A 26,095-nucleotide genomic window follows, 5' to 3' on the forward strand; every position below is an offset into this window, starting at 1 on the left:
ATATGAGCAGTCAACATAGCGGTTCGGCAGTCTGGAGCGGTGGCCTGAAAGACGGCATCGGCAGCATTTCCACCCAGACCGGGGTGCTCAAAGATGCCCCGTACGGTTTCAAGGCCCGTTTCGAGGACGGCCCTGGCACCAACCCGGAAGAACTGATCGGCGCCGCCCACGCCGGCTGCTACACGATGGCATTGTCGGGCGTGCTGGCTGAAGCGGGCCTGACCGCGCAAAAGCTGGAAACCACCGCAGCGGTCACGCTCGACAAGGTCGATGGCGGCTTTGCCATCACCAAGGTACACCTGACCTTGCTGGCGACCATTCCAGGTGCCGACCAGGCCAAGTTCGAGGAAGCCGCCAACAAGGCCAAGGTCAATTGCCCGGTCTCGAAGCTGCTCAACGCAGAAATCACCTTGGACGCAAAACTCCAAGCATAAGCGGTTTGACAAACCCGCCATAGCGGCGTTGCAGGGCCTCGCCGTACATTCGTACTGTCTTCGTCCCTGCGCCTTGCTCTGAAGGGTTTGTCAACCGCTAAGGCGCGCAGCAGCGTCCGCTCAAATCGCATAAAATCGCCGCTTGTTCATCACGAAAGACCACCATGCGAATTCTGCATACGATGCTGCGAGTCGGCGATCTTCAGCGCTCCATTGATTTCTACACCAAGGTGCTGGGCATGAAACTGCTGCGCACCAGCGACAACCCGGAATACCAGTACACGCTGGCATTCCTCGGTTACGGGTCCAATCCCGAGCACGCGGAACTGGAACTGACGTACAACTACGGCACCACCAGCTATGACCTGGGTACCGCCTACGGCCATATCGCCATCTCGGCCGACGACATCTACGCCGCCGCCGAATCGGTGCGCGCCAATGGTGGCGCCGTTACCCGCGAACCAGGTCCGGTCAAGGGCGGCAACACCGTGATCGCGTTTGTTACCGATCCCGACGGCTACAAGATCGAGCTGATCGAACGCCGCTTCGACGGCGCCGGCGCCGGGCTGTAACTTTTAACCTTTAACCCGCATGGCCGCCCTGGCATCGGCACCCGTACGGGGTTCGACGCCAGGCATGGCGGTGGCGGATCGGAGCGCGCAATACCGGGCGCAAAAAAATGGCGGGCTGCGCAGCCCGCCATTTTTACGTCCGGCGCTTACCTGATGGCGATCGCCAGGTCGGTCAGCCCCACCGCACCGGCGCCGATCGCCGACGTTGCCGGGGTGGTCGCGCCATTGACCAGCACCGCCGCACCGGTCGCCAGGTCGATCCGGTACAGCGCGCTCGGACCGCCAGCCGTGGTGCGCAAGGCTGCCAGGGCCAGGCCGTTGGCGCCGCCGGCGATATCGAAACCGGCGTCTCCCGCCACCGCCACGTTCAACAGCCCCACATTGACCAGCGTGCCGTCATTGGGTGGATTTTGCAGCGCCAGGCTGGCGCTGGTCGTGTCGATGTCGAACAATTGGGTGGCCGTGGTGCCGGCGTAGCTGTTGGTGTAGGCGGCGGCCGTCACCACCGGCGCCAGGCCAGCGCGGTTGAGGGCGCCGTCGGTGGTGGTAGCGCCCGTATCGACATTGATGCGCAGGCTCTGGCCGGTATTGCCGATCACGCGCAGGCGGTCGGCCACCGGGTTGAAGTCCACGGCAAACGCGGTGCCGGTAATGGCCGTGTATGGCGCGGTCGTGTCCGTTGGGTCCGCGGCCAGCGTGGCACGGGCGGTGGCAGCGCCGGTAACAGGGTCGATGGTGACGATGCGGCCGGTCGAGGACATGCCGTACAGCAGGCCGTCCTTCGGCCGGATGTCGATGCCCAGCAGGCGCTCGCCCGATGCCAGGCCGGAGATGGCGACGTTGGCGTCGAGCGTATTCGGGGTGGCCGTTTTAAAAGTGACCAGGCGGGCGTCGTCGGTCAGGCCGTAGGCGATGGGTGCGGCCGGCGCCTTGAGGGCAACGCCGCGCAACTCTTCTGTCACATTGATCGCGGCCACCAGAGTGGCTTGCGTGGCAGGCGCAACGGGTGTGGCCAGGTTGAGCGTGTAGAAGCCGCGCACGCCGCCCACCGTCATCACGGCGTAACCGGTGTTGGTGCGCGCATCGATATCGAAGCCGGCCACGGCGGTGGCGGTCAGGCCAAGCGGCAGCGGGAGGGTCAGGGTGCCGTTGTTGGGCGGGTTCTGGGTGTACAGGGTGCCGTTGGCGGCATCGATCACGAACAAGGTGGTGCTGCCGGTACCGGCAAAGCTGTTGGTGTAGGCGGCGGCCGTGATAGCGGTGTTGACCGCGCCGCCATTGATGGCGCCGTCAGTGGTGGTGGCGCCGGTATCGACATTGATGCGCAGGCTTTGGCCGGTGTTGCTCACCAGGCGCAGGCGGTCGGCCACGGGGTTGAAATCGACGCCGAACTCGGTACCGACCAGCGCCGTGAACGGCAAGGTGGTGTCGGTCGTGTCGGCGGCCAGCGTGGACTTGAGGGTGGCCGCGCCGGTCGTGCCATTGAGGGTATAGATGCGGCCGGTGCTGCCCACGCCGTACAGCATGCCATCGGCCGGGCGATAATCGATGCCCAGCAGGTTTTCGCCCGCTTGCAGACCGGTCACGGTGGCCGTGGTACGGATGGTGCCGGGCGTGGCGCGGTCGAACGACAGCAGCTTGTTGCTCGCGGTCAGCACGAACACGTCGCCCGCCACGGCAGCCACCGGCGGCGTGGTGGTCGGTGGCGTGACGGTGCCGATATCGTCATCGCTGCCGCCGCAGGCAGCCAGCGAAAGAGAGACGGCGGAGACGAGCAACAGTTTCGAAAATGGCAGGGTGGGCATGGTCTTGGCTCCTGTAGTGGTGGTTTTGGGCGCCGCCCGCCTTGAACAACAGCGGGCGTACCCCAGCACTACACATGACCAGCCGGTTTGGATGCAGTAAAAATAAAATAATTATTTCGGCTGCATCCGGAACTTTTTAATGTTGCAGAAGAGCATTAATCGGCGCCAGGTCATCCTCGCGCAGGGTGCCGGCAGCGGAACGCAGGCGCAGGCCGTTCATGACGGTGTCGTAGCGCGCCTTGGACAGGTCTTTCTGGGTCGCGTACAGCTGGCGCTGGGCGTTCAGCACGTCGATATTGATCCGCACGCCCACCTGGTAGCCGAGCTTGTTGGAATCGAGCGAGGACTTGCTCGACACTTCCGCCGCTTCCAGCGCTTTGACTTGCGCCAGGCCGCTGTTCATGCCGAGGAATGCCACCCGGGCGTTTTGTGCTGCCAGCCGCTTGGTGGCTTCCAGGTCGTTGCGGGCCTTGTCTTCCAGCGCGATCGCTTCGCGCACCTGGCTGGTGACGGCAAAGCCGCTGAAGATCGGCACGCTCCAGGTGACGCCGATGGCGTTGTTCTTTTGCGTGCCGGACGCGGTAGTGCTGACATGGCTGGTGGACGCCGCCAGGTTCAGGGTCGGCATGTGGCCGGCGCGGTTGCGCGAGATGTCGCGCTTGGAAATTTCCAGCTGCAGTTGCGAAGCGATCACCGAGAAGTTCTGGCCTTCGGCCGACGACACCCACGGATCGATGGCGGCCGGCTCCGGCGCCGAGATGGTCACGCCGGCACGCAGCGGCGCCAGTTCGCCAGTCGGCTTGCCGGTGATGACTTGCAGCGCGGTGCGCTTGTTATCGAGGTCGGTAATCGCGGCAAACTCCTGCGCTACCACCAGGTCGTACGCTGCTTGCGCCTCGTGGGTATCGGTGATGGTCTGGGTGCCCACTTCGAAGTTGCGCTTGGCCGAGGCCAGCTGTTCGGTGGTCGCGGTTTTTTGCGCCTGGGTGGCGGTGAGGTTGTCCTGCGCCGTGAGCACGTCGAAATATGCTTGCGCCACGCGGGTGATTAGGTCCTGGCGGGCCTGGGCAAACGTGGCTTCGGAGATGGCCTGGACCAGCTTGCTCTGCTGGTAGGTTTGCCAGGCGGCCCAGTTGAACAGCGGCTGGCTCAGCGTGACGGAATAGCTGTTGACGTGGTTGTCCGTATCGCGCCGGGTGACAAAGCCGATGCCACTACCGTCGGTAATCAGTTGTCCCTCGTTGAACGGGCGGAAATCGCCATTGTTACGGGTGTTGCTCCCCTGCGCCGAGACCGACGGCAGCAGGCCGGCGCGTCCCTGGGTGGTGCGCTCGCGCCCCGCATCCAGTGACGAGCGGGCGCTGGCGTACGTGGCGTCGTTCGCCAGTGCTTGCTGATAGACTTGGATAAGATCGGCGGCCTGTGCGCCAGGTAAAGCCAAGGTCATCCAAGCGCTGGACAGCAGCACGGCGATAAGGGATTTCTGCATTGCTTTCTCCGTTGGAGTCTTTTCAAGTTGATCGAATCAAACACTGCTCTCGCAGCGCCGGTGATGGCCGGCGCTTGCGTTCTCTACCTTTAGTACCTTTAGTACCTTTAATACTTTTTCATAGCCGGATCAACTTGCAGGGCCCAGGCATGAATGCCGCCCGTCAGGTTGACCATCTTGCCAAAGCCGTGACGCTCCAGGAACGCGGCCACGTTCATGCTGCGCGCACCGTGGTGGCAGATGCAGACGATCTCGGCATCTTCATCGAGGTCGTCGATGCGTCCGGGGATGGTGTTCATCGGGATCAGCACCGAGCCGTCGATACGGCACTCGTCGAATTCCCACGGCTCGCGTACATCGAGCAGCACCGGCTTGGCGCGCGTTTCGTCGGCCAGCCAGGCCGCCAGCTCCGGCGCGGTGATCATCTGCATGCCGGCCCCGCTCAGAACTTGAACGCCGACGGCCTGGAAGCCAGCAGCAAAGGCTTGACCGAGGTCTCGAACAGCGTGCGCGTGTCGTAGCCGGCTTCGCCGGTACGGGTGATCAGTTGCGCCTTCATCGCCGGCGCCTGGCCGATGATGACCGCCAGGCGGCCGCCGACCTTGAGCTGCTTGAGCAGCGCTTCCGGCAGTTCCGGCAGCGAACCCGACACCACGATCACATCGAACGGTGCGCCGTTGGTCCAGCCCTGCGCGCCATCGCCCAGTTCGACCGTGACATTGGCCACGCCGTTGGCGGCCAGGTTCTGCTCGGCCAGGGCTTTGAGTTCCGGCGAGATTTCCACGGTGGTCACGTGGCGGGCGCGGTGCGCCAGCAGCGCAGCCATGTAGCCGGAACCGGTACCGATTTCCAGCACCGACTCATGTTTCTTGACCATGACGTCTTGCAGCAGGCGCGCTTCGATCTTCGGGAACAACATGTTCTCGCCGCCTGGCAGTGGAATTTCGGTATCGGCAAAGGCCAGCGCCTTGTGGGCGACAGGCACGAAATTCTCGCGCTTGACCACGTGCAGCAGGTCCAGCACTTCGGTGTCAAGGACGTCCCAAGGGCGGATTTGCTGTTCGATCATGTTGAAGCGGACTTGTTCAATATTCATCTTAAGACTCGGTCGGGATTAAATAATCCGTCATTTTATCGTTGAACTGACATCGGGGGACATATTAACGATATGACGGTCGGATCGCGGGAAATTGCGACAGGCTGCAATTTGAGGGGGTTGAACCGGCGGAAACGGCAAGCTGGCCGCGCAGGGGCATGACGCTGCGGCGCCGGCTCACTGCGCGGGGGCGGCCAGGCCGGCCAGGTTTGTGGTGATAAACAGGTCCATGTAGGCGTGCGGATCGATCGGTGGCATCTCGCAGGCGGGCATGAAGGACTGGGTCCACATCATGAGCATCATTACCGGCGCCACCAGCACCGGCGTCATGACGTCGGGATCGACAGCGCGAAACTCGCCGCGGTCGATCCCGCGCACCAGCACGCTGCGGATCAGGCTGGTACCGCGCGCCACCACTTCTTCGTTGTAAAAATGCGCCAGTTCCGGAAAGTTGTTACCTTCGGCGAACATCAGCTTGGTGATCCCGGCCAACTGGCTGGAGCAGCACTGGTTCCACCAGCGCATCAGCAGCTCGCGCATCAGCGCGGCGCTGTGGCCTTCGAAACCGGCGGCATCCTGCTCGGCCTCGCCGATAACTTCGACAATGGTGCCGCGCACCACGGCCTTGAACAGCTCTTCCTTGTTGGTGAAATACAGGTACAGCGTGCCCTTGGACACGCCGGCGCGCTTGGCCACGTCTTCCAGCCGGGTGGCAGCGTAGCCACGTTCGACGAACTGGTCGAGGGCAGCGGCCAGCAACTCCTGCGGGCGCGCATCCTTGCGCCGCTCCCAGCGGGGCTTGTTGTCTTGAGGGGCTTGCATGGGGATTGACTCTTGCCTGACTGTTACTTACTTGTAAGTCATTAATATAAGCGCAAGGCCGGGGGACGTCAAGGTACGGTGCCTGAACCTGCTGACAACTATGGCAAAATCCACACTCTTGCAAACGGAGATGCTGACGATGCCCAATATCAAAACTGAAAAACAGAAAATGCTGGCCGGCGAGTTTTACACTGCCGTCGATGACGAACTGCAGGCCGACCAGGCTGCCGCCCGCCACTGGATGGAACGCTACAACCGCAGCATCGGGCTGACGCCGCAACAGCATGCGGACCTGCTGCACGAAGGCCTGGGCGCCGTCGGCAAGCACTGCGTGGTGCGTCCGCCCTTCCACCTCGACTACGGCTACAACATCACGCTTGGCGACGGCGTGTTCATGAATTTCAACTGCGTCATTCTCGACGTTGTACAGGTGGACATCGGCGACGGCACCCAGATCGGGCCCGGCGTGCAAATCCTCACCGCCGACCATCCACGCGAACCGGCGCTGCGCGCCCAGGGGCTCGAATTCGGGCGGCCGATCAAGATCGGCAAGAATGTCTGGATCGGCGCTGGCGCGCTGATCATGCCCGGCGTGACCATCGGCGACGACGCCCTGATCGGCGCCGGCAGCGTGGTCACGCTCGACGTCGCACCGGGCGTGACCGTGGTCGGCAATCCGGCGCGGCCGCGCTGAAGTGTCGCAAAATCATCTGCAATTCAATTTGTTTCATTTGCCCACCAGAAATTAATCAGCTAGACTGGCGGCGTTCGCTGTCACACTGCCGGTCTTTCAGACTACGCGCATGCAAGTCTACGGCCTTATCCCTGCCGCAGTGACCGAACCCTCCATGTGGCCCATTCCCCTGCCGCATCGCTGCCCACCGCCATCCCGGCGCACAGCGTAGAGACCGATTTTCCGCAACCGGCCACCATGTCCCCTGGTCCGTTGCCGCTGTTGACATTGCAATCCTGCTTCCGTTGACCGTATTTTGGCCTTGCGACACTTCTCGAATGGAACACACCATGTTTTCAAACCTCACTATCCGCACCCGCCTGATCGGGACCATGCTGCTGCTCGGCGCCTTGATGATCTTTATCGGCGTGCGCGGCATCTCGGCGCTGCACACCACCAACGGCGTACTCAAGGACGTCTACGAAAATTCCATGGTGTCGATGAAGGCCATTGCCGACACCCAGATCCAGATCGACCGCGCGCGCCTGTCGATCGACCGCGTGGCGCTCAAGCCGGACGCGGCCAATGCTGAAGAAACGCTGGCCCGCTCGCAAGGCTTCCTCGACGCCAGCGACAAAGCCTGGGCGCGCTATACCGCACTGCCTTTCGGCGACGGTGAAAAAGCGCTGGCCGACCAGACCGGCGCCGCGCGCACCGCGCTGATCAAGGACGGCATCCAGCAGGCATTCAAGGCGCTGCGCGAGAAGAACCAGCCGGAAATCGACCGCCTGATGCTCACCGAAGTGACGCGCCTGTTCCGCCTGTACACCGACAGCGCTGAAAAGCTGTCGGTGTACCAGCTCGAATCGACCGCCAAACAGTACGCCGACAGCCAGGCCGCCTACAGCCGCAACATGACGTTTGCCATCGTGGCCATCGTGCTTGGCCTGATCGTGGCGCTGGTGTCGTCGATCATGCTGCTGCGCGCCGTGATGAACCCGCTGGGCGAAGCATTGAAGCACTTCAATGCCATCTCCGACGGCAACCTGGCCAATACCATCGACCTCGGCCGCCAGGATGAAATGGGCGCGCTGATGACCGGCCTGCACCAGATGCAGGACCGCCTGGCCGACACCGTGCGCAGCGTGCGCGACGGCAGCGACGCCATCGCCACCGCCAGCAATGAAATCGCCGCCGGCAATATGGACCTGTCGCGCCGCACCGAGCAGCAGGCCGCCAGCCTGGAAGAAACCGCTTCGTCGCTGGAAGAACTGACCTCGACCGTCAAGCAAAACTCGGACAACGCCCGCCAGGCCAACCAGCTGGTCGGTTCCGCGTCGGACATCGCCGTCAAGGGTGGCGAGCTGGTCGCGCGCGTGGTCGATACCATGGCCTCGATCACCGAATCGTCGGACAAGATCGCCGACATCATCGGCGTGATCGACGGCATCGCCTTCCAGACCAACATCCTGGCGCTGAACGCAGCCGTCGAAGCGGCCCGCGCCGGCGAGCAGGGCCGCGGTTTCGCGGTGGTCGCCACCGAGGTGCGCAACCTGGCGCACCGTTCGGCCAGCGCGGCCAAGGACATCAAGCAGCTGATCACCGATTCGGTCGAAAAAGTGGGCACCGGCAGCGCGCTGGTCAACGAGGCGGGCACCACGATGACAGAAATCGTCACCAGCGTGCGGCGCGTGACGCAAATCATGGGCGAGATCAGCTCGGCCGGCCGCGAGCAGGAACTGGGCATCGAGCAGATCAACACCGCCGTCGCCGAGATGGACACCGTCACCCAGCAAAACGCCGCACTGGTGGAAGAAGCCGCCGCCGCGTCGCAAGCGATGCAGGAGCAGGCAGTCAAACTGGCGGAAATGGTGAGCGTATTCCAGATCTCTGGCAGCCCGGCCCGCGCAGCAACAGCACCGCGTCCGGCAGCAGCCAAAGCTGCAACCCCGGTCGCCCGCCCTGCCATCGCCAAACCGGCAGCCAGGCCAGCGGCCAAATCGCCACCGTTAAAACTGGCCGACAAACCGGCCCGCACCAAACCCGCCGCCAGCAGCGACGGCGACTGGGAAGAGTTTTAAAGTTACCAGCCCATCTTTTGCCGGATAAACGCCGTCAGCTTGGCGGCGTTGGCCTGGTGGTGCTTTACGCGCGGGTGCTTGTCGAAGCCCGTGTAATCGAAAAACAGCGTGTCGATGCGTTCGTCCTGCTCGGCGCGTAGTTGCGCCACTGCGCTGCTCACATAGCCCGGCCACTTGCTGCCCGGGCTCACCGCGTCCATGCTGCCGAGCGCGCAGACGATATAGGCGCGCGGATACTCGGCGCGGATCTTTTTCACCAAATTCTTGTAGGCGGCAATGCGCTGCGCGTCGGTCGGCACCGGCTGCAGACGCTTTTCGCGGTCGATCAGCCATTTGTCGTTCTGGAACAGGTTGATCACCACCACGTCCGGCGTCCACTGGCTGAAATCCCAGCGGCTGTCGTTGTTGCCCACCGCGCTCAACTGGTCGTAAAACTGCGGCATGATGAACGGGAACCAGCTGATCATCACGCCGATGCCGCTTTGCGACACCACGTGCATTTCCGCGTCGAGCGCGCGTGCGGTGATGGCGTCGTACGCCATGAAGTTGTTCTTGTCCTTGAGCTCGTGATCGGGGCCGTCGTCGGGCGCCTCGTTACCCATGCCGCTGGTGATCGAGTCGCCAAAAAAGGCGATGCGGCGCGCCTTGCGCGGCGGCGGCGCCAGCAGCTTGCCGCCGTCGGCCAGTTCCAGGCCACGGAACACGGTCGCACCCTCCTCGCCCTCGGTGCGCTTGGTGATCAAAAAGCGGTGCGGGCCGGCCGGCAAGCCGGTGGCGACCGGGTAGGTCTTGCCGCCCTTGGCGGCGCTGATGATCACCGGTTTATCGAGTTTGCCGTCAATAAAAACGTTAAACCAGTTCTTGCCGTGCTGGTCATCGAGCGTGATCGCCAGGCTGCTGCCGGTGAAGTTGCCTTCGATGCTGGTACCGGGCCAGGAGATCACCGGCGCCGCCTTGTCGGCAAAGTCGATGCGGCCCGTGTATTGCAAGTTGGCGTCATCGGCGCCGACGGTCACGGCAGCCCAGGCGCTGCTGGAAGCGACCAGCGCGGCCAGGCCGGCGGCGCGGAAGAATTGTCGGGTCAGGGTCAACATGGTCAGTCGCGGCGCAAAATAAAACAGGTGGCGGTAGCGTGGGCCAGCAGCTTGCCGTCGGCAGTCTTGAGCGTGCCTTCGGACACGCCAAGGCTGCGCGAGAGGTTGATGATCTTGCCTTCGACGATCAAGGTTTCGCCCTTGGGCACCGGGCGGAACATTTTGACGCTGAGGTCGGTGGTGCCATAGCCCACGCCCGCTTCCAGCATCGAGTGCACGGCGCAGCCGGTGGCCGAGTCGAGGATGGTGGCGGCAAAGCCGCCGTGGATGCCGCCCATCACGTTGATGTGGCGCTCGTCGGCGCGCGCGGTGCCGAGGATGTAGCCGGCCTTGGCCTCGGTGATTTCCATCGGCATGGTGTCCGACATCGGTGGACGGGGAAACTTGCCGTCTATCGCTGCCTGCAGCAATTCCAGGCCGGTCATTTTTTCGGGATGCATCAGTAATTCCTTCGGTAAGGATGGGCTTGGCAGCCACTATAGCGAAGCCTCCCGCGCTCTGCTAGAGGTAGCGCTCAGGTTCAACCGGCAAAAAAAAAGCGCCGCTCGCGGCGGCGCCTCGGACAGGCTGGCGATCAGTGATCGCTGATGGCCTTGCCGTGTTCGCGTGGCACGTAGTGATACGTGCGCAGCTTGTGCTGGATGTCGATCTCGGGATTTTTCAGCATGCGCAGCATTTCTGCCCCCGCCAGCAACACCGGACCGTAGCCGTGCATGGCATCGACGCTGGTCGGACGGTTGTAATAGTAGATGTGGTCGCTGGCAAACGTGGTGCCCACGCACGTGCCCTCGACCTGGCCCTTGGCGTTGATGCGCGTGCTCAGGCCCACCCAGCCCGCCTGGGCGATGGAGCCGTAGGTGGTCGGGCTGATCCAGCCTTCGTTGATCGCATGGGCAAACACGTACACGAAGATGGCGGTGGCCGAGGTTTCCAGGTAGGAGTCGTTACGGTCGAGCATCTGGTGCCACAGGCCGGTGCCGGACTGGGTTTCGGCAATGCCGTGCAGGCTGGCGCGCAGTTGCGCCAGCACCTTGTTGTACGACGGATGGTCTTTCGGCAGCACGTCGAGCAGGTCGCTCATGGCCAGCACTGCCCAGCCGTTGGCGCGCGCCCAGTAGAAGCGCGGCGCGTCCGGATTGTTGGCGTTCCAGCCGTGGGTAAACAGGTTGTTCTGCTTGTTGTACAGGTGCTCGGCCATGGTCAGCACGTTCGATGCGGCATCGTCGAACCAGGCTTTGTCGCCGGTCAGGTGGCCCATCTCGGCCAGCGCCGGAATGCCCATGTACATGTCATCGGCCCACAGCGACGACGCTTGCGGACGCTTGCGGGCAAACGTGCCGTCGGCCAGGCGGTACTGCTGCTTTTGCACGTACTGGCTGCAGGTGTCGATCATGTCCTTGAGGTCGGGACCAACCTTGGCAAAGCGCGCGCGCACCAGCGCCGCGCACATCGAGCCGCTGTCGTCGAGCGACATCGGCTGCAGGAAGCGGGTGAAGCTGTTGGAACGGCCCAGCTTGAACTGGTCTTCCTGGGCGCGGAAGTACGGCTTGCTATCCTTGAAGAACTGGAAGTGGCGGCGCGTCATGTCGGTATAGCGCTTGTCGCCGGTCACTTCGGCAGCCTTGATCAGGCCCGAGTGAATCACGCCCATCTCGTAGACCATCAGGCCGAAATCGTTGGACGACGGCTCGAACACGGCGCCAGCGACAGGTTTTTTCAGGTCGGTGACCGGCTTGCCGGTGGCCTTGTCGATGATGCGGGTGGGAGTGATGCTGTCCACGTAGCCGCGCACGCGGTCGAGTGCGCCGGTGATCTCGGCGACGGTGGGCTTTTTGTAGGGAACAGGGTACGTGCCTTCGCTCGCATCCTTGAGGTTTTTGTTGTCAGTGTTGCGGAAAGATCCGCCAGGCTGGATGTCGAGCGCCGTGGCGGCATGGACGGCCCCGGTGGCCAGGATGGCGGTCAGCAGCAACGCCAGGCGGCTTGAAACGTGTGTCATCGTTTACCCTTTTTTAATTGTGAATTGAAGTCTCCAACAGGAAGGCTATGGAAGGTAAACGATTTCGTCAAGTTACTTTTTCACTTCCTGCATGGTCCAGCCTTGTTGCCTGCGTAGAAACTCGCTGATCGAATCGACGGTCACGGTATTGATGCGGCCAGCATAGCGCAAGTTATTCGGATGGTCATCGAACGCAACATTGGCTTTGAACATGCGCCCGCCTAGCCGCTTGAAGGCCCCAATACGCATTTCGCTGGGGCGGTAACCAGCTGCCTGCAACCACTGCTGCGCTTCCTGCCGGGTTGCGACCCGCCCCTGGTCAGCGGCAGCATGCGCCAGCACTTCCAGTATCCACTGGTTGGAGTTCTGGTAGGTGGTGGCAAACGGGTAAGCCACCATGCTGTAATGCGGCTGGTGCAGGCGTTGCAGTTGCACCGTATCGCGCAAGGCCAGTGTCAGGCGCTCGGCAGCTGCGGCCGGGGGGACCAGGATCAACGCGTCGTAGCTGAAGGGCCCCTCAAGAAAGAAATTGGCCAACCCATCGACCCACAGACCAGACGCTGCGGTGCCGCATTCGTTGAGCAATTCATACACCCGCCATGGCTGCCCGGGTCCGGAACGATACGCCAGGCCGGCATGCGAGTATTTCAGCCCGTAAGCGGACAGGTCTTGTCCCTGTCGCGCGATCAGCGCCACGTCGCTGCCGGTGGCATTCAATTTGGCCTGCAAGCGCGCCCCCGTTGCCAGCCCGTCGCGCAAAGCCTCGAAACTCATGGCTTGTTCTTCACACGCGCGGCCAGCGTGGGCCGGCATGGCGCAGGTTGCCCACAGCATCAGCGCCAGCGGAACCGCATGATGGCGCGCGCTCATGGTGCTGCCAGCCGTTGTTGTGACAACAACGCTTCGCCCAAAGCATTGGGGACGAAGGCCAGTACTTTTCCTGATGTCACCAAAATCGTACCGCTGCTTTCAGCCAGCACCTGTACGGTGGCGCCAACGGCCAGACCTACAGCATTGGCGGCTGCGGCACTGACAGTGACCGAGTAGTGACCGACGGACCCAACCGCCGTCAATAATACTTCGGCCATATTGTCGTTATGCGCCAAGCCGCTGACGATCAAAGACACGCCACTGACCAATACCACCGGCCCGGCCGAGAGCGCGGCGCCGCCTTGCACAGAGCCAACTGCGGAGACGACCGGTGACGCCACGATCGACAGCGTACCGATCGAAATTTTGCTGGACAACTCGCCGTACAGCGAAGAAGCGCTGGCCCCGTGCGCAGTACCCAACAGGCCAAGTAATAGCACCATCCGGCAAACCATGCTTGGTTTCATAATATCCTCCAGAGTAAGTTTCCAAATCGAAATGAACGCCCAGCGTATTGGCGGCGGATTGCCAAGTCCTGTATCTGCCTCAAACAAACCGTGCGCAGCGCTGGCGCGAAATCAATTTCAGCTACACTTGATGGTCCCCGCTTCCAGTGTCCCTGCACATGCCCGAGAAGAATCTGCCAGAACTGATCACCCTGAAACGTCTGATCGACGCCGGCGGCAAGCATATGCAGGTGGACACCCATTGCACCGTATCCATGGACGGGCGCGACTTTCCCGTGTATTCGATCGCGCTGGGTAATCCCAGCCTGGATGTGCCGGCGCTCGGATTCTTCGGCGGCATCCACGGCCTCGAGCGCATTGGCACCCAGGTCATCCTGTCGTTCATGGAAAGCATCCTGGCGCGGCTGCGCTGGGACAGCACGCTGCACCAGCAGCTCGAATCGATGCGGCTGGTCTTCATGCCGCTGGTAAATCCCGGCGGCATGTGGCAGGCCACGCGCTGCAATCCGCAGGGTGTCGATCTCATGCGCAACGCGCCGCTGTCGGCCGTGGACCGGGTGCCGTTCATGCTGGGCGGCCAGCGCTACAGCCACCACCTGCCCTGGTATCGCGGCCCGGCCGGCGCGCCGATGGAGCCGGAAAGCCTAGCCGTGTGCGACGTGGTCGAGCGCGAGCTGCTCACCCGCCAGTTCAGCATGGCGCTCGATTGCCACTCGGGCTTCGGCCTGCGCGACCGCATCTGGTTCCCCCATGCGCACACCGCCGCGCCAATCGCCCACCTGGCCGACATCGGCGCGCTCGAAGAACTGTTCAGCGAGAGCTATCCCAACCATAACTACGTGTTCGAGCCGCAAAGCCGCCAGTACCGCACCCACGGCGACCTGTGGGACTACCTGTACCTGAACGGCACCAGCTACACCGAGCGCACTTTTTTACCGCTCACGCTGGAAATGGGGTCGTGGCTGTGGGTCAAGAAGAACCCGCGCCAGTTGTTCGACCGCGTGGCCATGTTCAACCCCACCGCCGCACACCGGTTGCAACGGGTGCTGCGCCGGCACCTGATCTGGTTCGATTTCCTGATGCGGGCCGTCAACAGCCACGGCCGCTGGGTGCCGGAAGGGATGGCGCGCAAGCAGCAGCGGCGGCGCTCGCTTGCGCACTGGTACGGAGCGTGAGCCGATGAGCACCTGGATCCTGCTGCGCGGCCTGATGCGCGAACAGCGCCACTGGGGCCGCTTCCCCGGCCAACTGGCGCGGGCGCTGCCGGGCGCCACCATCATCACCCCGGATTTACCCGGCAACGGCGTCCATCACGCTGCCATCAGTCCGACTTCGGTGTCGGCGATGGTGGAAGCATGTCGCGCCGAGCTGCGCGCACGCGGGGTACGGGCACCCTATTCGCTGCTGGCGTTGTCGCTGGGGGGCATGGTGGCGGTGGAATGGGCCAGCCGCTATCCGAACGAGATCGACCGCGCCGTGCTAATCAATACCAGCATGCGGCCGTTCAGCCGCTTCCACCAGCGCCTGCGCTGGCGCAACTATCCGGCCATCGTGCGCATGCTGCTTGAGGGCGGCGTAGATGCGCAGGAACGGCTGATCCTGCGCCTGACCAGCCGCCATGGCGACAATGCCGAACGCGAGGGCCTGCTGCGGCGCTGGCTCGGCTACCAGCATGAATTCCCGGTCAGCCGCCGCAACGCGCTGCGCCAGCTGGTAGCTGCAGCGCGCTTCCGCGCGCCGGCCGCGCGCCCCGCCCTGCCGCTGCTGGTGCTGTCATCGAGCGGCGACCAGCTGGTCGATCCGCGCTGCTCGCAACAGCTGGCGCAGGCGTGGCAGGCCGAGCACCGCATCCACCCCAACGCCGGCCACGACCTGCCGCTCGACGATGGCGAATGGGTGGCGCAGCGGGTGGCGGCGTGGGTGACCGCCGGCGACGTCGTCGCAGAAGCGCGGTAAAATACCGCCCCTATGACCATCCTGCTCAACTCGGCCACCACGCGTCCGGCCTTCGCCTGCCGCCCGCACTGCGGCGCCTGCTGCACCGCGCCCTCGATTACCAGCCCGATTCCTGGCATGCCCAATGGTAAGCCGGCCGGTGTCCGCTGCGTGCAGTTGGGCGACGACCAGCGCTGCCTGATCTTCGGCCGCCCCGAGCGGCCAGCCTTTTGCGGCGGCCTGCAACCATCGCATGAGATGTGCGGCGACAGCCGGGAAATTGCAATGCACTGGCTGGGAGAATTGGAACGCCTCACGGCGCCATAGATAATTGACGCCCTAACAAGAATCGGCTACGGTTGTACCAACTTCCTCACCGGACCGCCACATGACCGCACTGATCCGTATTTTCTCCGTGGCCTTGCTGGTGGCGGCGCCGTTGGCGGCGGTGGCTGCCAGTCCGGCGGCCACGATCCGCTATGTCCACAAGGTCGAAGATGCGCCGGGCGAGACTGTCGTATCGCGCCGCTCGGGGTTCCAGGAGGCCCTGGGAGCGGCGCTGGCGCGCCAGCTCAAGCGGCCGGTGCGCTTCATGCCGCTACCGCGCAAGCGCATGATGGGCGCGCTCGAAGCGGCCGAGGGCGATATCGTGTGCGGCTATTCGCCGGCCTGGTTCCAGGGCAAGGTCGATTGGACCCGCCCCTTCATTCCCACGTCCGAAGTGTTGATCGCCTCGCGCCGCGTGCCGCCGCCGGTCTCGCTCGAAGACATCCGTGGCAAGACCGTCGGCACCGTGCTGGGCTTTAACTATCCGCAAGTGCAGGGCCGCCTTGGCGACGGTTTCGTGCGCGACGACGCGCCCTCGCTCGAACTGACCTTGCGTAAATGGCAAGGCGGCCGTTTCGATTACTTCCTCGCTACCGGCGTCACGGTCGAGCGCCAGTTTGCCAGCGGCGAGCTCGATGCCGGGTTCAGCCAACTGGTCATCAGCGAGGAAAAGACCGGCTGCGCGATTTCCCGCAAAGGAACCTTGCGCGTGGGCCAGGTCAACGCGGCCATCGACGCCATCGAAAAAAGCGGTGAACTGACACGTTTGCTGCGGCTGCGCTGACATATTTCCTGAGGCGCGGATGCTGCAACGCGGCGGTTGCGCCCTCCCGGCGTGACGCGCTTGGGACCACTCGACATTTCCGCAGCGCACCATTCAACATTACCGCTTAGTCAGATTGCAAATAGTGCACGCCGAACATGGTAAGCTTCGCCCCCGGTGCGTCACCATTTGCAGCCATTCCCTCTCACTTCCAACCCTTTATATACTTAACTTCATGGATATTGTTCTCGTCATTAAAGCCATCATCATGGGCGTGGTTGAAGGTCTTACGGAATTTCTGCCGATCTCTTCCACCGGTCATCTGATCCTGACCGAACACCTGCTGGGGTTTGCAGGCATGGAAGACAAAATGAAAGTGTTTGAAATCGTGATCCAGGCCGGTGCCATGATGGCGGTGATCTGGGAGTTTCGTGCTCGTATCGGCCTGGTATTGTCGGGCATCTTCAGCGATCCGGTGCAGCAGCGCTTTGCCCTCAACGTGCTGATCGCGTTCCTGCCGGCCGCCATCCTGGGCCTGATCTTCGCCTCGTCGATCAAGAAGCACCTGTTTGCACCGACCCCGGTCGCCGCCGCTTTCATCATCGGCGGCTTCATCATCCTGTGGGTGGAAAAGCGCGCCAAGGACAACCCGGCCGTGGAACGCATCACATCGCTCGACCAGATCACCCCGGTCGATGCCTTGAAGATTGGCATCGCCCAGGCCTTCGCGCTGATCCCCGGCACCAGCCGTTCGGGCGCGACCATCATGGGCAGCATGATCTTCGGCTTCTCGCGCAAGGTCGCCACCGAGTTCTCGTTCTTCCTGGCGATTCCGACCCTGGTCGGCGCGACGGTGTATTCGCTGTACAAGGACCGCGCGCTGCTGTCGATGGACGACGTCTCGTTCTTTACCATCGGCACCGTTTCGGCCTTCATCTCGGCCTTCCTGTGCATTCGCTGGCTGCTGCGCTACATCATGACCCACACGTTCGTGATTTTTGCCTGGTACCGGATTGTGTTCGGCCTGATTGTCCTCATAACCGGTTATTATGGCGTGATCGTCTGGGCCGATAAATGACGGTCACTCAAGACATCACTTTGTTGTAGGAACGAGCAGTAAATGAATCAGGAAAACCAGGAGCGCGCTCTCCATTTGCTGGAAACCGTGTTCGGCTACCCGGCCTTTCGCGGTCACCAGGCCGAGATCGTCGATCATGTCAGCAACGGCGGCGACGCCCTGGTCCTGATGCCCACCGGCGGCGGCAAGTCGCTGTGTTACCAGATTCCCGCCCTGCTGCGCGACGGCGTGGGCGTGGTGGTTTCTCCCCTGATCGCGCTGATGCAGGACCAGGTCGATGCGCTGGAAGAAGTGGGCGTGCGTGCCGCCTTCCTCAATTCCACCCAGACCTACGAAGAAGCCAACCGCATCGAGCGGCTGGTGCGCACCGGCCAGATCGACCTGGTGTACGTGGCGCCCGAGCGCCTGATGACCGAGCGCTGCCTGAATTTATTCCAGGACTCGAAGATCGCGCTGTTTGCCATCGACGAGGCGCACTGCGTGTCGCAATGGGGCCATGATTTCCGTCCCGAATACATCCGCCTGTCGGTGCTGCACGAGCAGTTCCCCGACGTGCCCCGGATTGCCCTCACCGCCACGGCCGACCCGCAAACGCGCGCCGAGATCGTGCACCGCCTGCAACTGGGCGACGCGGCGCAGTTCGTCTCGTCGTTCGACCGTCCCAACATCCGCTACCAGATCGTCGAAAAGGCCAACGGCCGCAAGCAACTGCTGGACTTCATCACCACCGAGCACACGGGCGACTGCGGCATCGTGTATTGCCTGTCGCGCAAAAAGGTGGAAGAGACTGCCGAATTCCTCAACGAAAACGGCATCCGCGCACTGGCCTACCACGCCGGCATGGACCACGCCAAGCGCGCCGCCAACCAGGCCCGCTTCCTGCGCGAAGAAAACATCGTCATGTGCGCCACCATCGCCTTCGGCATGGGCATCGACAAGCCGGACGTGCGTTTCGTCTGCCACCTCGACCTGCCGAAAAGCATCGAGGGCTATTACCAGGAGACCGGCCGGGCCGGCCGCGATGGCGGTCCCGCCAGCGCCTGGATGGCCTACGGCTTGCAGGACGTGGTGCTGCAACGGCGGATGATCGACGAGTCCGAAGCCGACGAAACCTTCAAGCGCGTGCTCGGTACCAAGCTCGACGCCATGCTGGGCCTGTGCGAAACCCTGAGCTGCCGCCGCGTGCGCCTGCTTGATTATTTCGGCGAGCAATCGGGACCGTGCGGCAACTGCGATACGTGCCTGATTCCGCCGGTGTCGTTCGACGGCACGGTGCCGGTGCAAAAACTGCTGTCGGCCGTGTATCGGGTCGATCAGCGCTTTGCCGCCGGCCACGTGATCGAAGTGCTGCGCGGGATCGAAACCGACCGCATCAAGACCTGGCACCACGACAGCCTGTCGGTGTTCGGCATCGGCGCCGACCGCAGCGAGCACGAATGGCGCGCCATCCTGCGCCAGATGATCGCGCTGGGCCTGCTCACGGTGGACCACGAACAATACAGCTCGCTGAAACTGACCGACGCCGCCCGCCCCGTACTCAAGGGCGGCCAGAAGGTGCAGCTGCGCCAGTATCAAAAGCCGGTCAAGCAGAAGACCCCGCGCGCCTCGAAAGGCTACGTGGAAAGCGATTTGTCGGCCGCCGAGGAAAAAATCTTCGACCGCCTGCGCAGCTGGCGCATGGGCACGGCGCGCGAGCACAATGTCGCCGCGTACATTATCTTCAACGACGCCACCCTGCGCGAAATCGCCAAGGCCCGCCCCACCGCGCTCGACGACCTGCGCGGCATTTCCGGGGTGGGCGAGAAAAAGCTGGCATCGTACGGCGACCAGATCGTCGAGCTGATCCGCGAGTTCGAGTAACGCTTACCCCGTCACCACGCTGCGATAACGCCCCGGCGCGGCGCCTACCGCAGCGCGGAAGCGGTGGCTGAAGTGGCTCAGGTCGGCATAGCCGCACGCATCGGCGATTTGCTGCAGCGGCTGGCTGGTTTGCTGCAACAGCCGGCGCGCGTGCTCGATGCGGCGCGCGGCGATCCATGCCGACGGCGTCATGCCGAACGAGACCTTGAACATGCGCAGCAGGTGGTATTCCGACAGGCAGGCCAGGTGCGCCAGGGTTTGCAAGGTCAGCGGGTGCGCCAGGTGCGCTTCGATATAGTCGGCCAACAGCCGCCGCACGGCTGGCGCCAGGCCGCCGCACACGCGGCCCTGGTGGCGCGGCAGCGACTGCGCGTGCAGCAGGTGCGACAAGGTTTCGTGCGTCATTTCATTGGCGCACAGCCGGGCGTCGGCACCGTTCCAGTCCATGCCGGCCAGTTGCGCGCACAGTTGGCCGATGCGCGCGTGCTCGAAATACGTGCGGTCGGCCAGGGTCAGTTCGCGCGGTTCGCGGTCGAGTTCCACCACGGCGCGGCGAGTAAAATGCGCGGGCAGGAAATACACGTGCAGGAAACGCAGCGGTCCCCGCACGGTCCAGCTCGATTCGTGCCAGTCGGGCAAGGTGCACAGGCGCTGCGGCGCGCCGTACAGTCCGGGCAGTTCGCCGCGCTCGGTGCGGTAGCCGCCGCCCATGTAGTACGACAGCGTGTGGTGGCCCGGCTGGCAATACGATGTTTCGGCGCACGGCGTGTCGCGCTGCCAGATCGCCAGCGCCAGTTCGTCGCCGAGCCAGGCAAAGCGCTCAAGCACGGCGTCGGTCTCGGACATGGTCTTGAACACCGAGTGCGACAGCGGGCCTTCCGGCAAACCGGGTGCAGGCAGCAAAGTGGCAGGCAGATCAAGTGGGCGGCGGTTGGGGAAATCCATGGATAAAGTCTAGCACGGGCCATGGTACCGAAAGCCGGCCCTGCAACGATATGCGCAATTTCAGACAAGCGCCGGCGCCGCCCTGCCGTCATGCTGGCGCCATGAATATCCTCCTCTACCTGCTTACCGTCCTGATCTGGGGTACCACCTGGATCGCCATCACATTTCAACTGGGCGTGGTACCCGCGCCAGTCTCGATTGCGTACCGCTTCTGGATCGCTGCCGCGCTGCTGCTGGCGGCGTTACTGGTCACGCGCCAGCGCTGGTGGCCGCCGCGCCAGGCCTGGCCATACCTGTTTGCCCAGGGCATCGCGCTGTTCTGCCTGAATTTCCTGTGCTTTTATTATGCAGCGCTGTATATCACCAGCGGCCAGGAGGCCGTGGTGTTTTCCACCGCACCGCTGTGGATTGCGCTGGCCGGCCGGCTGTTCCTCGGACGCCCGATCCGGGGCCAGGTGATGGTAGGCGCGCTGTTCGGCCTGGCCGGCATCGTGTTGCTGTTCGCGCCGCAGATGCAGGGCCACTGGAACGACAGCGGCGTGCTGCTGGGCCTGGCGCTGTCGCTGGCCGGCACCTGGTGCTTCGCCTGCGGCAACCTGCTGTCCTCGCGCATGCAGGCGCTGGGTCTCACGCCCTGGCTCACCAACACCTGGGCCATGCTGATCGGCGCCACCACGCTGGGCGTGGCCGCGCTGGCGCTGGGCATGCCGTTTGCGCTCGATCCGTCGCCGCGCTACTTGTGGGCGCTGTTATACCTGGCCATCCCCGGCTCGGTGATCGGCTTTACCGCCTACCTGCTGCTGGTCGGGCGCATCGGCCCCGACCGCGCCGCCTATTCCACGGTATTATTCCCCATCGTCGCGTTGACGATTTCAACCATTTACGAAGGCTACCAATGGACGCCGGTCGCGCTGTGCGGGCTGGCGCTGGTGCTCGCTGGGAATGTGCTGGCGTTTCTGCCACCGACCCTGCGGGCCCGCCTCAAGGCAGCCTTCTGATTACTGGAGACTGCATGACCCGATCCGGCTTGTTCGCCCTGCTGGCTTTCACCTTTGCCGCCGCCCACGCCGCGTCGGCCACCGCGCCGGCCGATACCGTCTACCGCAACGGCTACATCTACACGGTCGATGCCAGAGACAGCGTGCAGCAGGCGCTGGCCGTGCGCGGCGGGCGCATTGTCTACGTGGGCGATGACGCGGGCGCCGCCAAACTGCAAGGCCAGAACACCATGGTGATCGACCTGGACGGCAAAATGCTGATGCCGGGCCTGATCGACGGCCATATGCACCCGCAGTCGGGGGGCAGCCGCCTGCTCAATTGCAGTCTCGACTACGCACCGCTGACGGTGCCGCAATTCCAGCAGCGCATCCAGGCCTGCATCGACAGCGACGTCCGGCTGGGCAAGGCCGACCCCAAGCGCTGGCTGGTGGTGGTCAACTGGTTCCAGCAAGGCATGCTGCCCGACGGCGTGACGACCTCCGCTGCCACACTGGATGCCCTCACGACCGACCGGCCAATATTGGTACGCTCGTCGTTCGGCCACTCGCTGCAACTCAACAGCAAAGGCATCGCGGTGGCCGGCATCACGGCCGCCACGCCGGATCCGGCCGGCGGCAAGATCGCGCGCGATGCCAGCGGCCATGCCACCGGCCTGCTGGAAGACGCCGCGCAAGACATGGCCATGAACCTGCTGCCGCCACTCACGGTGGCCGAGAACCTGGCGGCATCGACCAAGGCACTGGAAGCGATGCGCCGGCAAGGCATTACGTCTTTCCTCGACGCGTACACCGATCCCGAAACCATGACGGCGTTTACCGACCTGCAGCGCCAGGGCAAGCTCACCGCCCGCGCCCACTTCGCCGTACTCATCGACCTCGACAAGGGAAGTACGCCGCAACGCGCCGTGGCCGACCTGCTGAAACAGAAAAAACAGTTCGACCAGGGCCCGACCACGGTGGCGCCGTCGCTGCAGGTGCGCCACGCCAAGCTGTTCATGGACGGCGTGATTTCGGCGCCGGCCTTTACCGGCGCCATGCTCGAACCGTACCTGGTAAACAAGGGCACCGAACAGCAGCCCGACTGGCAGCCGGGCACCAGCAACGGCCCGCCCACGTATTTCTCGCAAGCGGCGCTGCGCTCCACGCTTGATGTGCTGGCGCGCGCCGGCATCGATCCGCACATCCACGTCGATGGCGACCGCGCCGTGCGCGAGACGCTCGATGCGATCGCGTGGCTGCGCGGCACGCCGGCCGGCAAGAAAGCGCGCCCTGCGCTGGCCCACGACGAAATCGTGGCCCCAAGCGACTACGCCCGCTTCGCCAAACTCGATGTGACGCCGGTGCTGTCGTTCCAGTGGGCCAAGCCGGCGCCCGACACCCTCGGCGCGCTGCAACCCTACATGGGACCGCAGCGCTACCCGCTGGTGCAACCGCAGTCGGTGCTGCTGGACGCCGGCGCGCGCATCGCCTACGGCAGCGACTGGCCGGTCGATCCGCTCGACGAATGGTTCGCCTTGAAAGTGGGGGTCACCCGCACCGCCGCGCCCGACGCGGGCGCCGAGTACGCGGGCCGGCTGGGCGACGTGCCAGGCATGCCGCGCGCGGCGGCCCTGCGCGCGATCACGCTCAACGCGGCATACACCTTGCGCCAGGAAAAGCTGACCGGTTCGCTCGAAACCGGCAAGCTGGCCGACCTGATCGTCCTCGACCGCAATTTCTTCACGATACCCGCCGAGGACATCGCCAACATCAAGGTGCTGCAAACGGTGGTGGGCGGCAAGGTGGTGTACCAGGCGGATGCCATGCAGTCGGTCGCACCCTGATCGGTTAAGATGGCGGCCTGATTGTCCGCCCCTGTTACCTCATGCAACTGCTTATCTCCATCCTGATCATTGCCGTCACCGCGCTGGTGGTGTACTGGATCGTCAAATCGAACCCGGCGCAAAAAGTGGCGCTGCCGCCGCTGCCGGCCGCGCCGTACACGCCGGTGCTGCCCGACACGCCGGTGGCCCACTACTGGTCCGACGGCGGCCGCTTCCTGGTGGAGGTGGTCAACGAATCGCGCTACCAGCCCGTATTGAAAGCGCTGGCCGGCGAGCATGGCGATGCTGCCGCGCGCGCGCCGCACACGGCGATGCTGTTCTGCGACGACCGCAATGCGTATGAAGACGCGGCGGTGGCCGTGTTCCTGCAAGGGCAGATGGTGGGATACCTGGAAGCCAAGGCGGCGGTGATCTTCCGCGCCCGCCTCAAGCGCGACGGCTTTGCCGGCCAGCTGACCAGCTGCGACGCGCAGGTGCGCGGCGGCGGCCTGTGGCAGACCGCGCGCCTGTCGTACAACGTGGTGCTCGACCTCGAACCGCTCGAAAAGCGCTAGGCCGAACGCCTTTATTTTTTAGAGAACACCAGGTCCCACACCCCGTGGCCCAGCTTGATGCCACGGTTTTCGAACTTGGTCAGCGGGCGGTAGGCTGGCTGCGGCGCGTAGCCGTCGGCGGTGTTTTGCAAGCCCTCTTCCGCGCTAAGCACTTCCAGCATCTGCACCGCGTAGTCTTCCCAGTCGGTGGCGCAGTGGATGTAGCCGCCCGGCGCCAGTTTTTGCACCAGCAGTTTGACAAACGGCGCCTGGATCAGGCGGCGCTTGTTGTGGCGCGCCTTGTGCCACGGGTCCGGGAAGAAGATGTGCACGCCATGCAGCGAGCCATCGGCAATCATGTGGTTGAGCACCTCGACTGCATCGTGCTGGATCGCCTTGAGGTTGGTGAGGTTTTGCTCGCCGATCAGCTTGAGCAGGCTGCCCACGCCCGGGGTATGCACTTCCACGCCAATAAAATCCTTGTCCGGCATGGCGGCGGCAATGTGGGCCGTGGTGCCGCCCATGCCGAAGCCGATTTCCAGCACCGTTGGCGCCTGGCGGCCGAATGCCTGCGCGTAATCGAGCGGCGCCTTCTCGTACTTGATCAGGAACTGCTGCTGCTCTTCCAGCGCACGCGCCTGGGCGGTGGACAGGCGGCCGGCGCGGGTGACGAAGCTGCGGATGCGGTGTTCGGTCGGATCGTAGAGCATGCCCCGCGCTGGGGGTTCTTTTGGAGTATCGGAAGACATGGTGGCGGTGCAGTGAAAGAATGAGGCGGCATTATATCAGTGCCGGTCCGTGACAAACCCGCCTGCCATGCCATGCGCGGGCCGCTGTTGCGTGCCGGCGCCGCTGAACAATGCCATGAAGTTATCAATTGATTGACACTGGATTCGAGTTCGGGTTTAATCTCTGCATCCATTTGAAATCGTTTTCAAGCCTCCTTCACCCGCATCTTGCCGACCCATAGCCGACCCATGACCGACATCCGCCACGAATTCACTCAATTTCCGCCATCGTTTACCTGGGGCATTGCGACCAGCGCCTTCCAGATCGAGGGCGCCGCCACCGCCGATGGCAAGGGCGCGTCGATCTGGGACACCTTCAGCCACACCCCGGGCAAGATCATCGACGGCACCAATGGCGATGTCGCGTGCGACCACTACAACCGCTACCCCGAAGACGTGGCGATCATGGCCAGCCTGGGCGTGGACGCCTACCGCTTCTCGATCGCCTGGTCCCGCGTGCAGCCGCAGGGCAAGGGCGCCTGGAACGAAGCCGGTTTCGCGTTCTATGACAAGCTCCTGACCGAACTGGAAAGCAAAGGCATCAGCGCCCACGTCACGCTGTTCCACTGGGACCTGCCGCAGGCGCTGCAGGACGAAGGCGGCTGGCTCAACCGCGATACCGCTTACCACTTCGCCGGCTACGCGGCCGAGGTCACGCGCCGCTTCGGCAACCGGGTGAAAACGATTGCAACTCATAACGAGCCATGGTGCACGGCCAACCTCGGCTACGGCAACGCCCAGTTCGCACCGGGCGTGGCCGACATCAAGCAGTCGGTGCAAGTGTCGCACCACCTGCTGCTGTCGCACGGCCTGGCCATGCGCGCCATGCGCGACGTCGCCAGCTCGGCCCAGCTCGGCATCGTGCTGAACCAGTGGCCAGCGCACCCGGCCACCGACAGCGCGGCCGATATCGCCATGGCCGAGTTTGAATACTCGCGCTCGGTGGAATGGTTCATGGACCCGATCTTCAAGGGCCACTATCCGGCACTGGCGCTCAAGGTCCACGGCGACAACGCGCCGGACGTGCAGGACGGCGACATGGACATCATCTGTGGCAAGCTCGACTTCATGGGCCTGAATTACTACTTCCGCTCGTTCTGCAGCGCCGAAGTGCCGCCGCGCCAGCCCGAAAACAAGCTGGGCACCACCGACATGGGCTGGGAGATTTACCCGGACGGCCTGACCGAACTGCTGCTCAAGCTGCACGCCGACTACGATCTGCCGCCGATCTACATCACCGAAAACGGCATGGCCAACGCCGACACCATCGTCGATGGCGAAGTGCCGGACGAGGCCCGCATCGACTTCGTGCTGCGCCACCTGAAGGCCATCAATGACGCCCGCCTGCAAGGCGTCGATGTGCAGGGTTACTTCCTGTGGAGCCTGCTCGACAATTTCGAATGGAACTCGGGCTACGCCAAGCGCTTCGGCATCGTCCACGTCGATTACGCTACCCAGAAGCGCACGCTCAAGCACAGCGCCCTGTGGTACCGCGACTATCTGGTGCAGCAGCGCGCCGGCGGCCAGCTGGAACAAGCCGCATAATCAACCGGGCAACGCAACCGTAGTACCCCTCCGGCGTACGCGCCGGAGGACCCGCAGAGCCGGCCGCAGAGCCCGCCTGCAAAGCTATACTCCGCAGA

Annotated in this window: 26 protein-coding genes; 14 read left to right on the plus strand and 12 right to left on the minus strand. The window is 63.7% G+C overall.

From position 1 onward, the window contains the following. Positions 1 to 2 precede the first annotated feature (2 nt). Both ASF04_RS03340 and gloA read left to right on the plus strand, forming a co-directional pair. Positions 3 to 434 carry an OsmC family protein gene (locus ASF04_RS03340; RefSeq protein WP_056138087.1) on the plus strand — a complete coding sequence of 144 codons (432 nt, stop codon included), beginning with the start codon at positions 3 to 5 and terminating at the stop codon, positions 432 to 434. A gap of 164 nt (positions 435 to 598) precedes the next feature. Beyond that, positions 599 to 1,006 carry a lactoylglutathione lyase gene (gene gloA, locus ASF04_RS03345; RefSeq protein WP_026637618.1) on the plus strand — a complete coding sequence of 136 codons (408 nt, stop codon included), beginning with the start codon at positions 599 to 601 and terminating at the stop codon, positions 1,004 to 1,006. A gap of 146 nt (positions 1,007 to 1,152) precedes the next feature. Here the strand turns inward: gloA and ASF04_RS03350 are convergent, their stop codons facing one another. The 5 genes from ASF04_RS03350 to ASF04_RS03370 form a co-directional block, all read right to left on the minus strand. Continuing rightward, positions 1,153 to 2,811, minus strand: coding sequence for a DUF4394 domain-containing protein (locus ASF04_RS03350; RefSeq protein ID WP_056138089.1), 1,659 nt, complete (start codon positions 2,809 to 2,811; stop codon positions 1,153 to 1,155). A 136-nt stretch (positions 2,812 to 2,947) separates the two neighbouring features. Further along, positions 2,948 to 4,300 carry a TolC family outer membrane protein gene (locus ASF04_RS03355; RefSeq protein ID WP_056138091.1) on the minus strand — a complete coding sequence of 451 codons (1,353 nt, stop codon included), beginning with the start codon at positions 4,298 to 4,300 and terminating at the stop codon, positions 2,948 to 2,950. A 107-nt stretch (positions 4,301 to 4,407) separates the two neighbouring features. Further along, the gene (locus ASF04_RS03360; protein ID WP_056138094.1) at positions 4,408 to 4,731 is read right to left on the minus strand and encodes a rhodanese-like domain-containing protein; all 324 of its coding nucleotides are present in this window, start codon (positions 4,729 to 4,731) and stop codon (positions 4,408 to 4,410) included. Between the two features lie 11 nt (positions 4,732 to 4,742). Further along, positions 4,743 to 5,396 carry a protein-L-isoaspartate O-methyltransferase gene (locus tag ASF04_RS03365; RefSeq protein WP_056138096.1) on the minus strand — a complete coding sequence of 218 codons (654 nt, stop codon included), beginning with the start codon at positions 5,394 to 5,396 and terminating at the stop codon, positions 4,743 to 4,745. A gap of 177 nt (positions 5,397 to 5,573) precedes the next feature. Next, positions 5,574 to 6,218 (minus strand): TetR/AcrR family transcriptional regulator, encoded by a 645-nt coding sequence (locus tag ASF04_RS03370; RefSeq protein WP_056138098.1) that lies wholly within the window; start codon positions 6,216 to 6,218, stop codon positions 5,574 to 5,576. Between the two features lie 130 nt (positions 6,219 to 6,348). Between ASF04_RS03370 and ASF04_RS03375 the strand changes: the two genes are divergently transcribed. Continuing rightward, complete coding sequence (locus tag ASF04_RS03375; RefSeq protein WP_056138100.1) at positions 6,349 to 6,912, plus strand: sugar O-acetyltransferase; 564 nt, start codon at positions 6,349 to 6,351, stop codon at positions 6,910 to 6,912. Between the two features lie 329 nt (positions 6,913 to 7,241). Further along, complete coding sequence (locus ASF04_RS03380) at positions 7,242 to 8,972, plus strand: methyl-accepting chemotaxis protein (protein ID WP_229204894.1); 1,731 nt, start codon at positions 7,242 to 7,244, stop codon at positions 8,970 to 8,972. A 2-nt stretch (positions 8,973 to 8,974) separates the two neighbouring features. Here the strand turns inward: ASF04_RS03380 and ASF04_RS03385 are convergent, their stop codons facing one another. From ASF04_RS03385 to ASF04_RS03405, 5 genes are all read right to left on the minus strand, one after another. Continuing rightward, a complete protein-coding gene (locus ASF04_RS03385; RefSeq protein WP_082488516.1) occupies positions 8,975 to 10,066 on the minus strand; it encodes an SGNH/GDSL hydrolase family protein in 1,092 nt (363 codons plus the stop codon). Positions 10,067 to 10,068: 2 nt separating this feature from the next. After that, a complete protein-coding gene (locus ASF04_RS03390; RefSeq protein ID WP_019923722.1) occupies positions 10,069 to 10,506 on the minus strand; it encodes a PaaI family thioesterase in 438 nt (145 codons plus the stop codon). Positions 10,507 to 10,640: 134 nt separating this feature from the next. Continuing rightward, complete coding sequence (locus tag ASF04_RS03395) at positions 10,641 to 12,065, minus strand: glycoside hydrolase family 105 protein (protein ID WP_229204895.1); 1,425 nt, start codon at positions 12,063 to 12,065, stop codon at positions 10,641 to 10,643. 72 nt (positions 12,066 to 12,137) lie between these two features. Further along, the gene (locus ASF04_RS03400; RefSeq protein ID WP_056138104.1) at positions 12,138 to 12,935 is read right to left on the minus strand and encodes a DUF2145 domain-containing protein; all 798 of its coding nucleotides are present in this window, start codon (positions 12,933 to 12,935) and stop codon (positions 12,138 to 12,140) included. Then, a complete protein-coding gene (locus ASF04_RS03405; RefSeq protein WP_056138106.1) occupies positions 12,932 to 13,402 on the minus strand; it encodes a hypothetical protein in 471 nt (156 codons plus the stop codon). The genes ASF04_RS03400 and ASF04_RS03405 overlap by 4 nt, the downstream gene beginning before the upstream one ends. 158 nt (positions 13,403 to 13,560) lie before the next feature. On the opposite strand from ASF04_RS03405, the gene ASF04_RS03410 reads away from it, so the two are divergent. The 6 genes from ASF04_RS03410 (at position 13,561) to recQ (ending at position 19,365) form a co-directional block, all read left to right on the plus strand. Beyond that, positions 13,561 to 14,577 (plus strand): M14 family zinc carboxypeptidase, encoded by a 1,017-nt coding sequence (locus ASF04_RS03410; RefSeq protein ID WP_056138107.1) that lies wholly within the window; start codon positions 13,561 to 13,563, stop codon positions 14,575 to 14,577. A gap of 4 nt (positions 14,578 to 14,581) precedes the next feature. Then, on the plus strand, positions 14,582 to 15,358 hold the full coding sequence (locus tag ASF04_RS03415; RefSeq protein WP_056138109.1) for an alpha/beta fold hydrolase: 777 nt from the start codon (positions 14,582 to 14,584) through the stop codon (positions 15,356 to 15,358). A gap of 12 nt (positions 15,359 to 15,370) precedes the next feature. Beyond that, the gene (locus tag ASF04_RS03420) at positions 15,371 to 15,664 is read left to right on the plus strand and encodes a YkgJ family cysteine cluster protein (RefSeq protein WP_056138111.1); all 294 of its coding nucleotides are present in this window, start codon (positions 15,371 to 15,373) and stop codon (positions 15,662 to 15,664) included. A gap of 61 nt (positions 15,665 to 15,725) precedes the next feature. Beyond that, positions 15,726 to 16,448 (plus strand): ABC transporter substrate-binding protein, encoded by a 723-nt coding sequence (locus ASF04_RS03425; RefSeq protein WP_056138112.1) that lies wholly within the window; start codon positions 15,726 to 15,728, stop codon positions 16,446 to 16,448. A 214-nt stretch (positions 16,449 to 16,662) separates the two neighbouring features. Continuing rightward, the gene (locus ASF04_RS03430; protein ID WP_056138113.1) at positions 16,663 to 17,505 is read left to right on the plus strand and encodes an undecaprenyl-diphosphate phosphatase; all 843 of its coding nucleotides are present in this window, start codon (positions 16,663 to 16,665) and stop codon (positions 17,503 to 17,505) included. 42 nt (positions 17,506 to 17,547) lie between these two features. Then, positions 17,548 to 19,365: a DNA helicase RecQ gene (gene recQ, locus ASF04_RS03435; protein WP_056138114.1), complete on the plus strand. Its 1,818-nt coding sequence runs from the start codon at positions 17,548 to 17,550 to the stop codon at positions 19,363 to 19,365. A 3-nt stretch (positions 19,366 to 19,368) separates the two neighbouring features. On the opposite strand, the gene ASF04_RS03440 is transcribed toward recQ, so the two are convergent. Then, entirely contained in the window at positions 19,369 to 20,310 is a 942-nt protein-coding gene (locus tag ASF04_RS03440) for an AraC family transcriptional regulator (RefSeq protein WP_082488517.1), read from the minus strand. 101 nt (positions 20,311 to 20,411) lie between these two features. On the opposite strand from ASF04_RS03440, the gene ASF04_RS03445 reads away from it, so the two are divergent. The 3 genes from ASF04_RS03445 to ASF04_RS03455 are packed head-to-tail and all read left to right on the plus strand — an operon-like array spanning position 20,412 to position 23,685. Continuing rightward, positions 20,412 to 21,308: a DMT family transporter gene (locus ASF04_RS03445; protein ID WP_056138432.1), complete on the plus strand. Its 897-nt coding sequence runs from the start codon at positions 20,412 to 20,414 to the stop codon at positions 21,306 to 21,308. A gap of 14 nt (positions 21,309 to 21,322) precedes the next feature. After that, on the plus strand, positions 21,323 to 23,131 hold the full coding sequence (locus ASF04_RS03450; protein WP_056138115.1) for an amidohydrolase: 1,809 nt from the start codon (positions 21,323 to 21,325) through the stop codon (positions 23,129 to 23,131). A gap of 41 nt (positions 23,132 to 23,172) precedes the next feature. Continuing rightward, the gene (locus tag ASF04_RS03455) at positions 23,173 to 23,685 is read left to right on the plus strand and encodes a hypothetical protein (RefSeq protein ID WP_056138117.1); all 513 of its coding nucleotides are present in this window, start codon (positions 23,173 to 23,175) and stop codon (positions 23,683 to 23,685) included. A gap of 11 nt (positions 23,686 to 23,696) precedes the next feature. Here ASF04_RS03455 and trmB read toward each other — a convergent pair whose 3' ends face one another. After that, a complete protein-coding gene (trmB, locus tag ASF04_RS03460) occupies positions 23,697 to 24,374 on the minus strand; it encodes a tRNA (guanosine(46)-N7)-methyltransferase TrmB (RefSeq protein ID WP_056138119.1) in 678 nt (225 codons plus the stop codon). A 267-nt stretch (positions 24,375 to 24,641) separates the two neighbouring features. On the opposite strand from trmB, the gene ASF04_RS03465 reads away from it, so the two are divergent. Continuing rightward, on the plus strand, positions 24,642 to 25,997 hold the full coding sequence (locus ASF04_RS03465) for a GH1 family beta-glucosidase (RefSeq protein WP_056138122.1): 1,356 nt from the start codon (positions 24,642 to 24,644) through the stop codon (positions 25,995 to 25,997). Positions 25,998 to 26,095: the final 98 nt, after the last annotated feature.

It is taken from the genome of Duganella sp. Leaf61, from assembly GCF_001421905.1.
GTDB lineage: Bacteria > Pseudomonadota > Gammaproteobacteria > Burkholderiales > Burkholderiaceae_D > Rugamonas > Rugamonas zoogloeoides.

Coding starts and splice junctions, on each gene's coding strand:
- ASF04_RS03340 (WP_056138087.1), top strand. CDS start 3: ATGAGCAGTCAACATAGCGGTTCGGCAGTCTGGAGCGGTGGCCTGAAA.
- gloA (WP_026637618.1), top strand. CDS start 599: ATGCGAATTCTGCATACGATGCTGCGAGTCGGCGATCTTCAGCGCTCC.
- ASF04_RS03350 (WP_056138089.1), bottom strand. CDS start 2,811: ATGCCCACCCTGCCATTTTCGAAACTGTTGCTCGTCTCCGCCGTCTCT.
- ASF04_RS03355 (WP_056138091.1), bottom strand. CDS start 4,300: ATGCAGAAATCCCTTATCGCCGTGCTGCTGTCCAGCGCTTGGATGACC.
- ASF04_RS03360 (WP_056138094.1), bottom strand. CDS start 4,731: ATGCAGATGATCACCGCGCCGGAGCTGGCGGCCTGGCTGGCCGACGAA.
- ASF04_RS03365 (WP_056138096.1), bottom strand. CDS start 5,396: ATGAATATTGAACAAGTCCGCTTCAACATGATCGAACAGCAAATCCGC.
- ASF04_RS03370 (WP_056138098.1), bottom strand. CDS start 6,218: ATGCAAGCCCCTCAAGACAACAAGCCCCGCTGGGAGCGGCGCAAGGAT.
- ASF04_RS03375 (WP_056138100.1), top strand. CDS start 6,349: ATGCTGACGATGCCCAATATCAAAACTGAAAAACAGAAAATGCTGGCC.
- ASF04_RS03380 (WP_229204894.1), top strand. CDS start 7,242: ATGTTTTCAAACCTCACTATCCGCACCCGCCTGATCGGGACCATGCTG.
- ASF04_RS03385 (WP_082488516.1), bottom strand. CDS start 10,066: ATGTTGACCCTGACCCGACAATTCTTCCGCGCCGCCGGCCTGGCCGCG.
- ASF04_RS03390 (WP_019923722.1), bottom strand. CDS start 10,506: ATGCATCCCGAAAAAATGACCGGCCTGGAATTGCTGCAGGCAGCGATA.
- ASF04_RS03395 (WP_229204895.1), bottom strand. CDS start 12,065: ATGACACACGTTTCAAGCCGCCTGGCGTTGCTGCTGACCGCCATCCTG.
- ASF04_RS03400 (WP_056138104.1), bottom strand. CDS start 12,935: ATGAGCGCGCGCCATCATGCGGTTCCGCTGGCGCTGATGCTGTGGGCA.
- ASF04_RS03405 (WP_056138106.1), bottom strand. CDS start 13,402: ATGAAACCAAGCATGGTTTGCCGGATGGTGCTATTACTTGGCCTGTTG.
- ASF04_RS03410 (WP_056138107.1), top strand. CDS start 13,561: ATGCCCGAGAAGAATCTGCCAGAACTGATCACCCTGAAACGTCTGATC.
- ASF04_RS03415 (WP_056138109.1), top strand. CDS start 14,582: ATGAGCACCTGGATCCTGCTGCGCGGCCTGATGCGCGAACAGCGCCAC.
- ASF04_RS03420 (WP_056138111.1), top strand. CDS start 15,371: ATGACCATCCTGCTCAACTCGGCCACCACGCGTCCGGCCTTCGCCTGC.
- ASF04_RS03425 (WP_056138112.1), top strand. CDS start 15,726: ATGACCGCACTGATCCGTATTTTCTCCGTGGCCTTGCTGGTGGCGGCG.
- ASF04_RS03430 (WP_056138113.1), top strand. CDS start 16,663: ATGGATATTGTTCTCGTCATTAAAGCCATCATCATGGGCGTGGTTGAA.
- recQ (WP_056138114.1), top strand. CDS start 17,548: ATGAATCAGGAAAACCAGGAGCGCGCTCTCCATTTGCTGGAAACCGTG.
- ASF04_RS03440 (WP_082488517.1), bottom strand. CDS start 20,310: ATGGATTTCCCCAACCGCCGCCCACTTGATCTGCCTGCCACTTTGCTG.
- ASF04_RS03445 (WP_056138432.1), top strand. CDS start 20,412: ATGAATATCCTCCTCTACCTGCTTACCGTCCTGATCTGGGGTACCACC.
- ASF04_RS03450 (WP_056138115.1), top strand. CDS start 21,323: ATGACCCGATCCGGCTTGTTCGCCCTGCTGGCTTTCACCTTTGCCGCC.
- ASF04_RS03455 (WP_056138117.1), top strand. CDS start 23,173: ATGCAACTGCTTATCTCCATCCTGATCATTGCCGTCACCGCGCTGGTG.
- trmB (WP_056138119.1), bottom strand. CDS start 24,374: ATGCTCTACGATCCGACCGAACACCGCATCCGCAGCTTCGTCACCCGC.
- ASF04_RS03465 (WP_056138122.1), top strand. CDS start 24,642: ATGACCGACATCCGCCACGAATTCACTCAATTTCCGCCATCGTTTACC.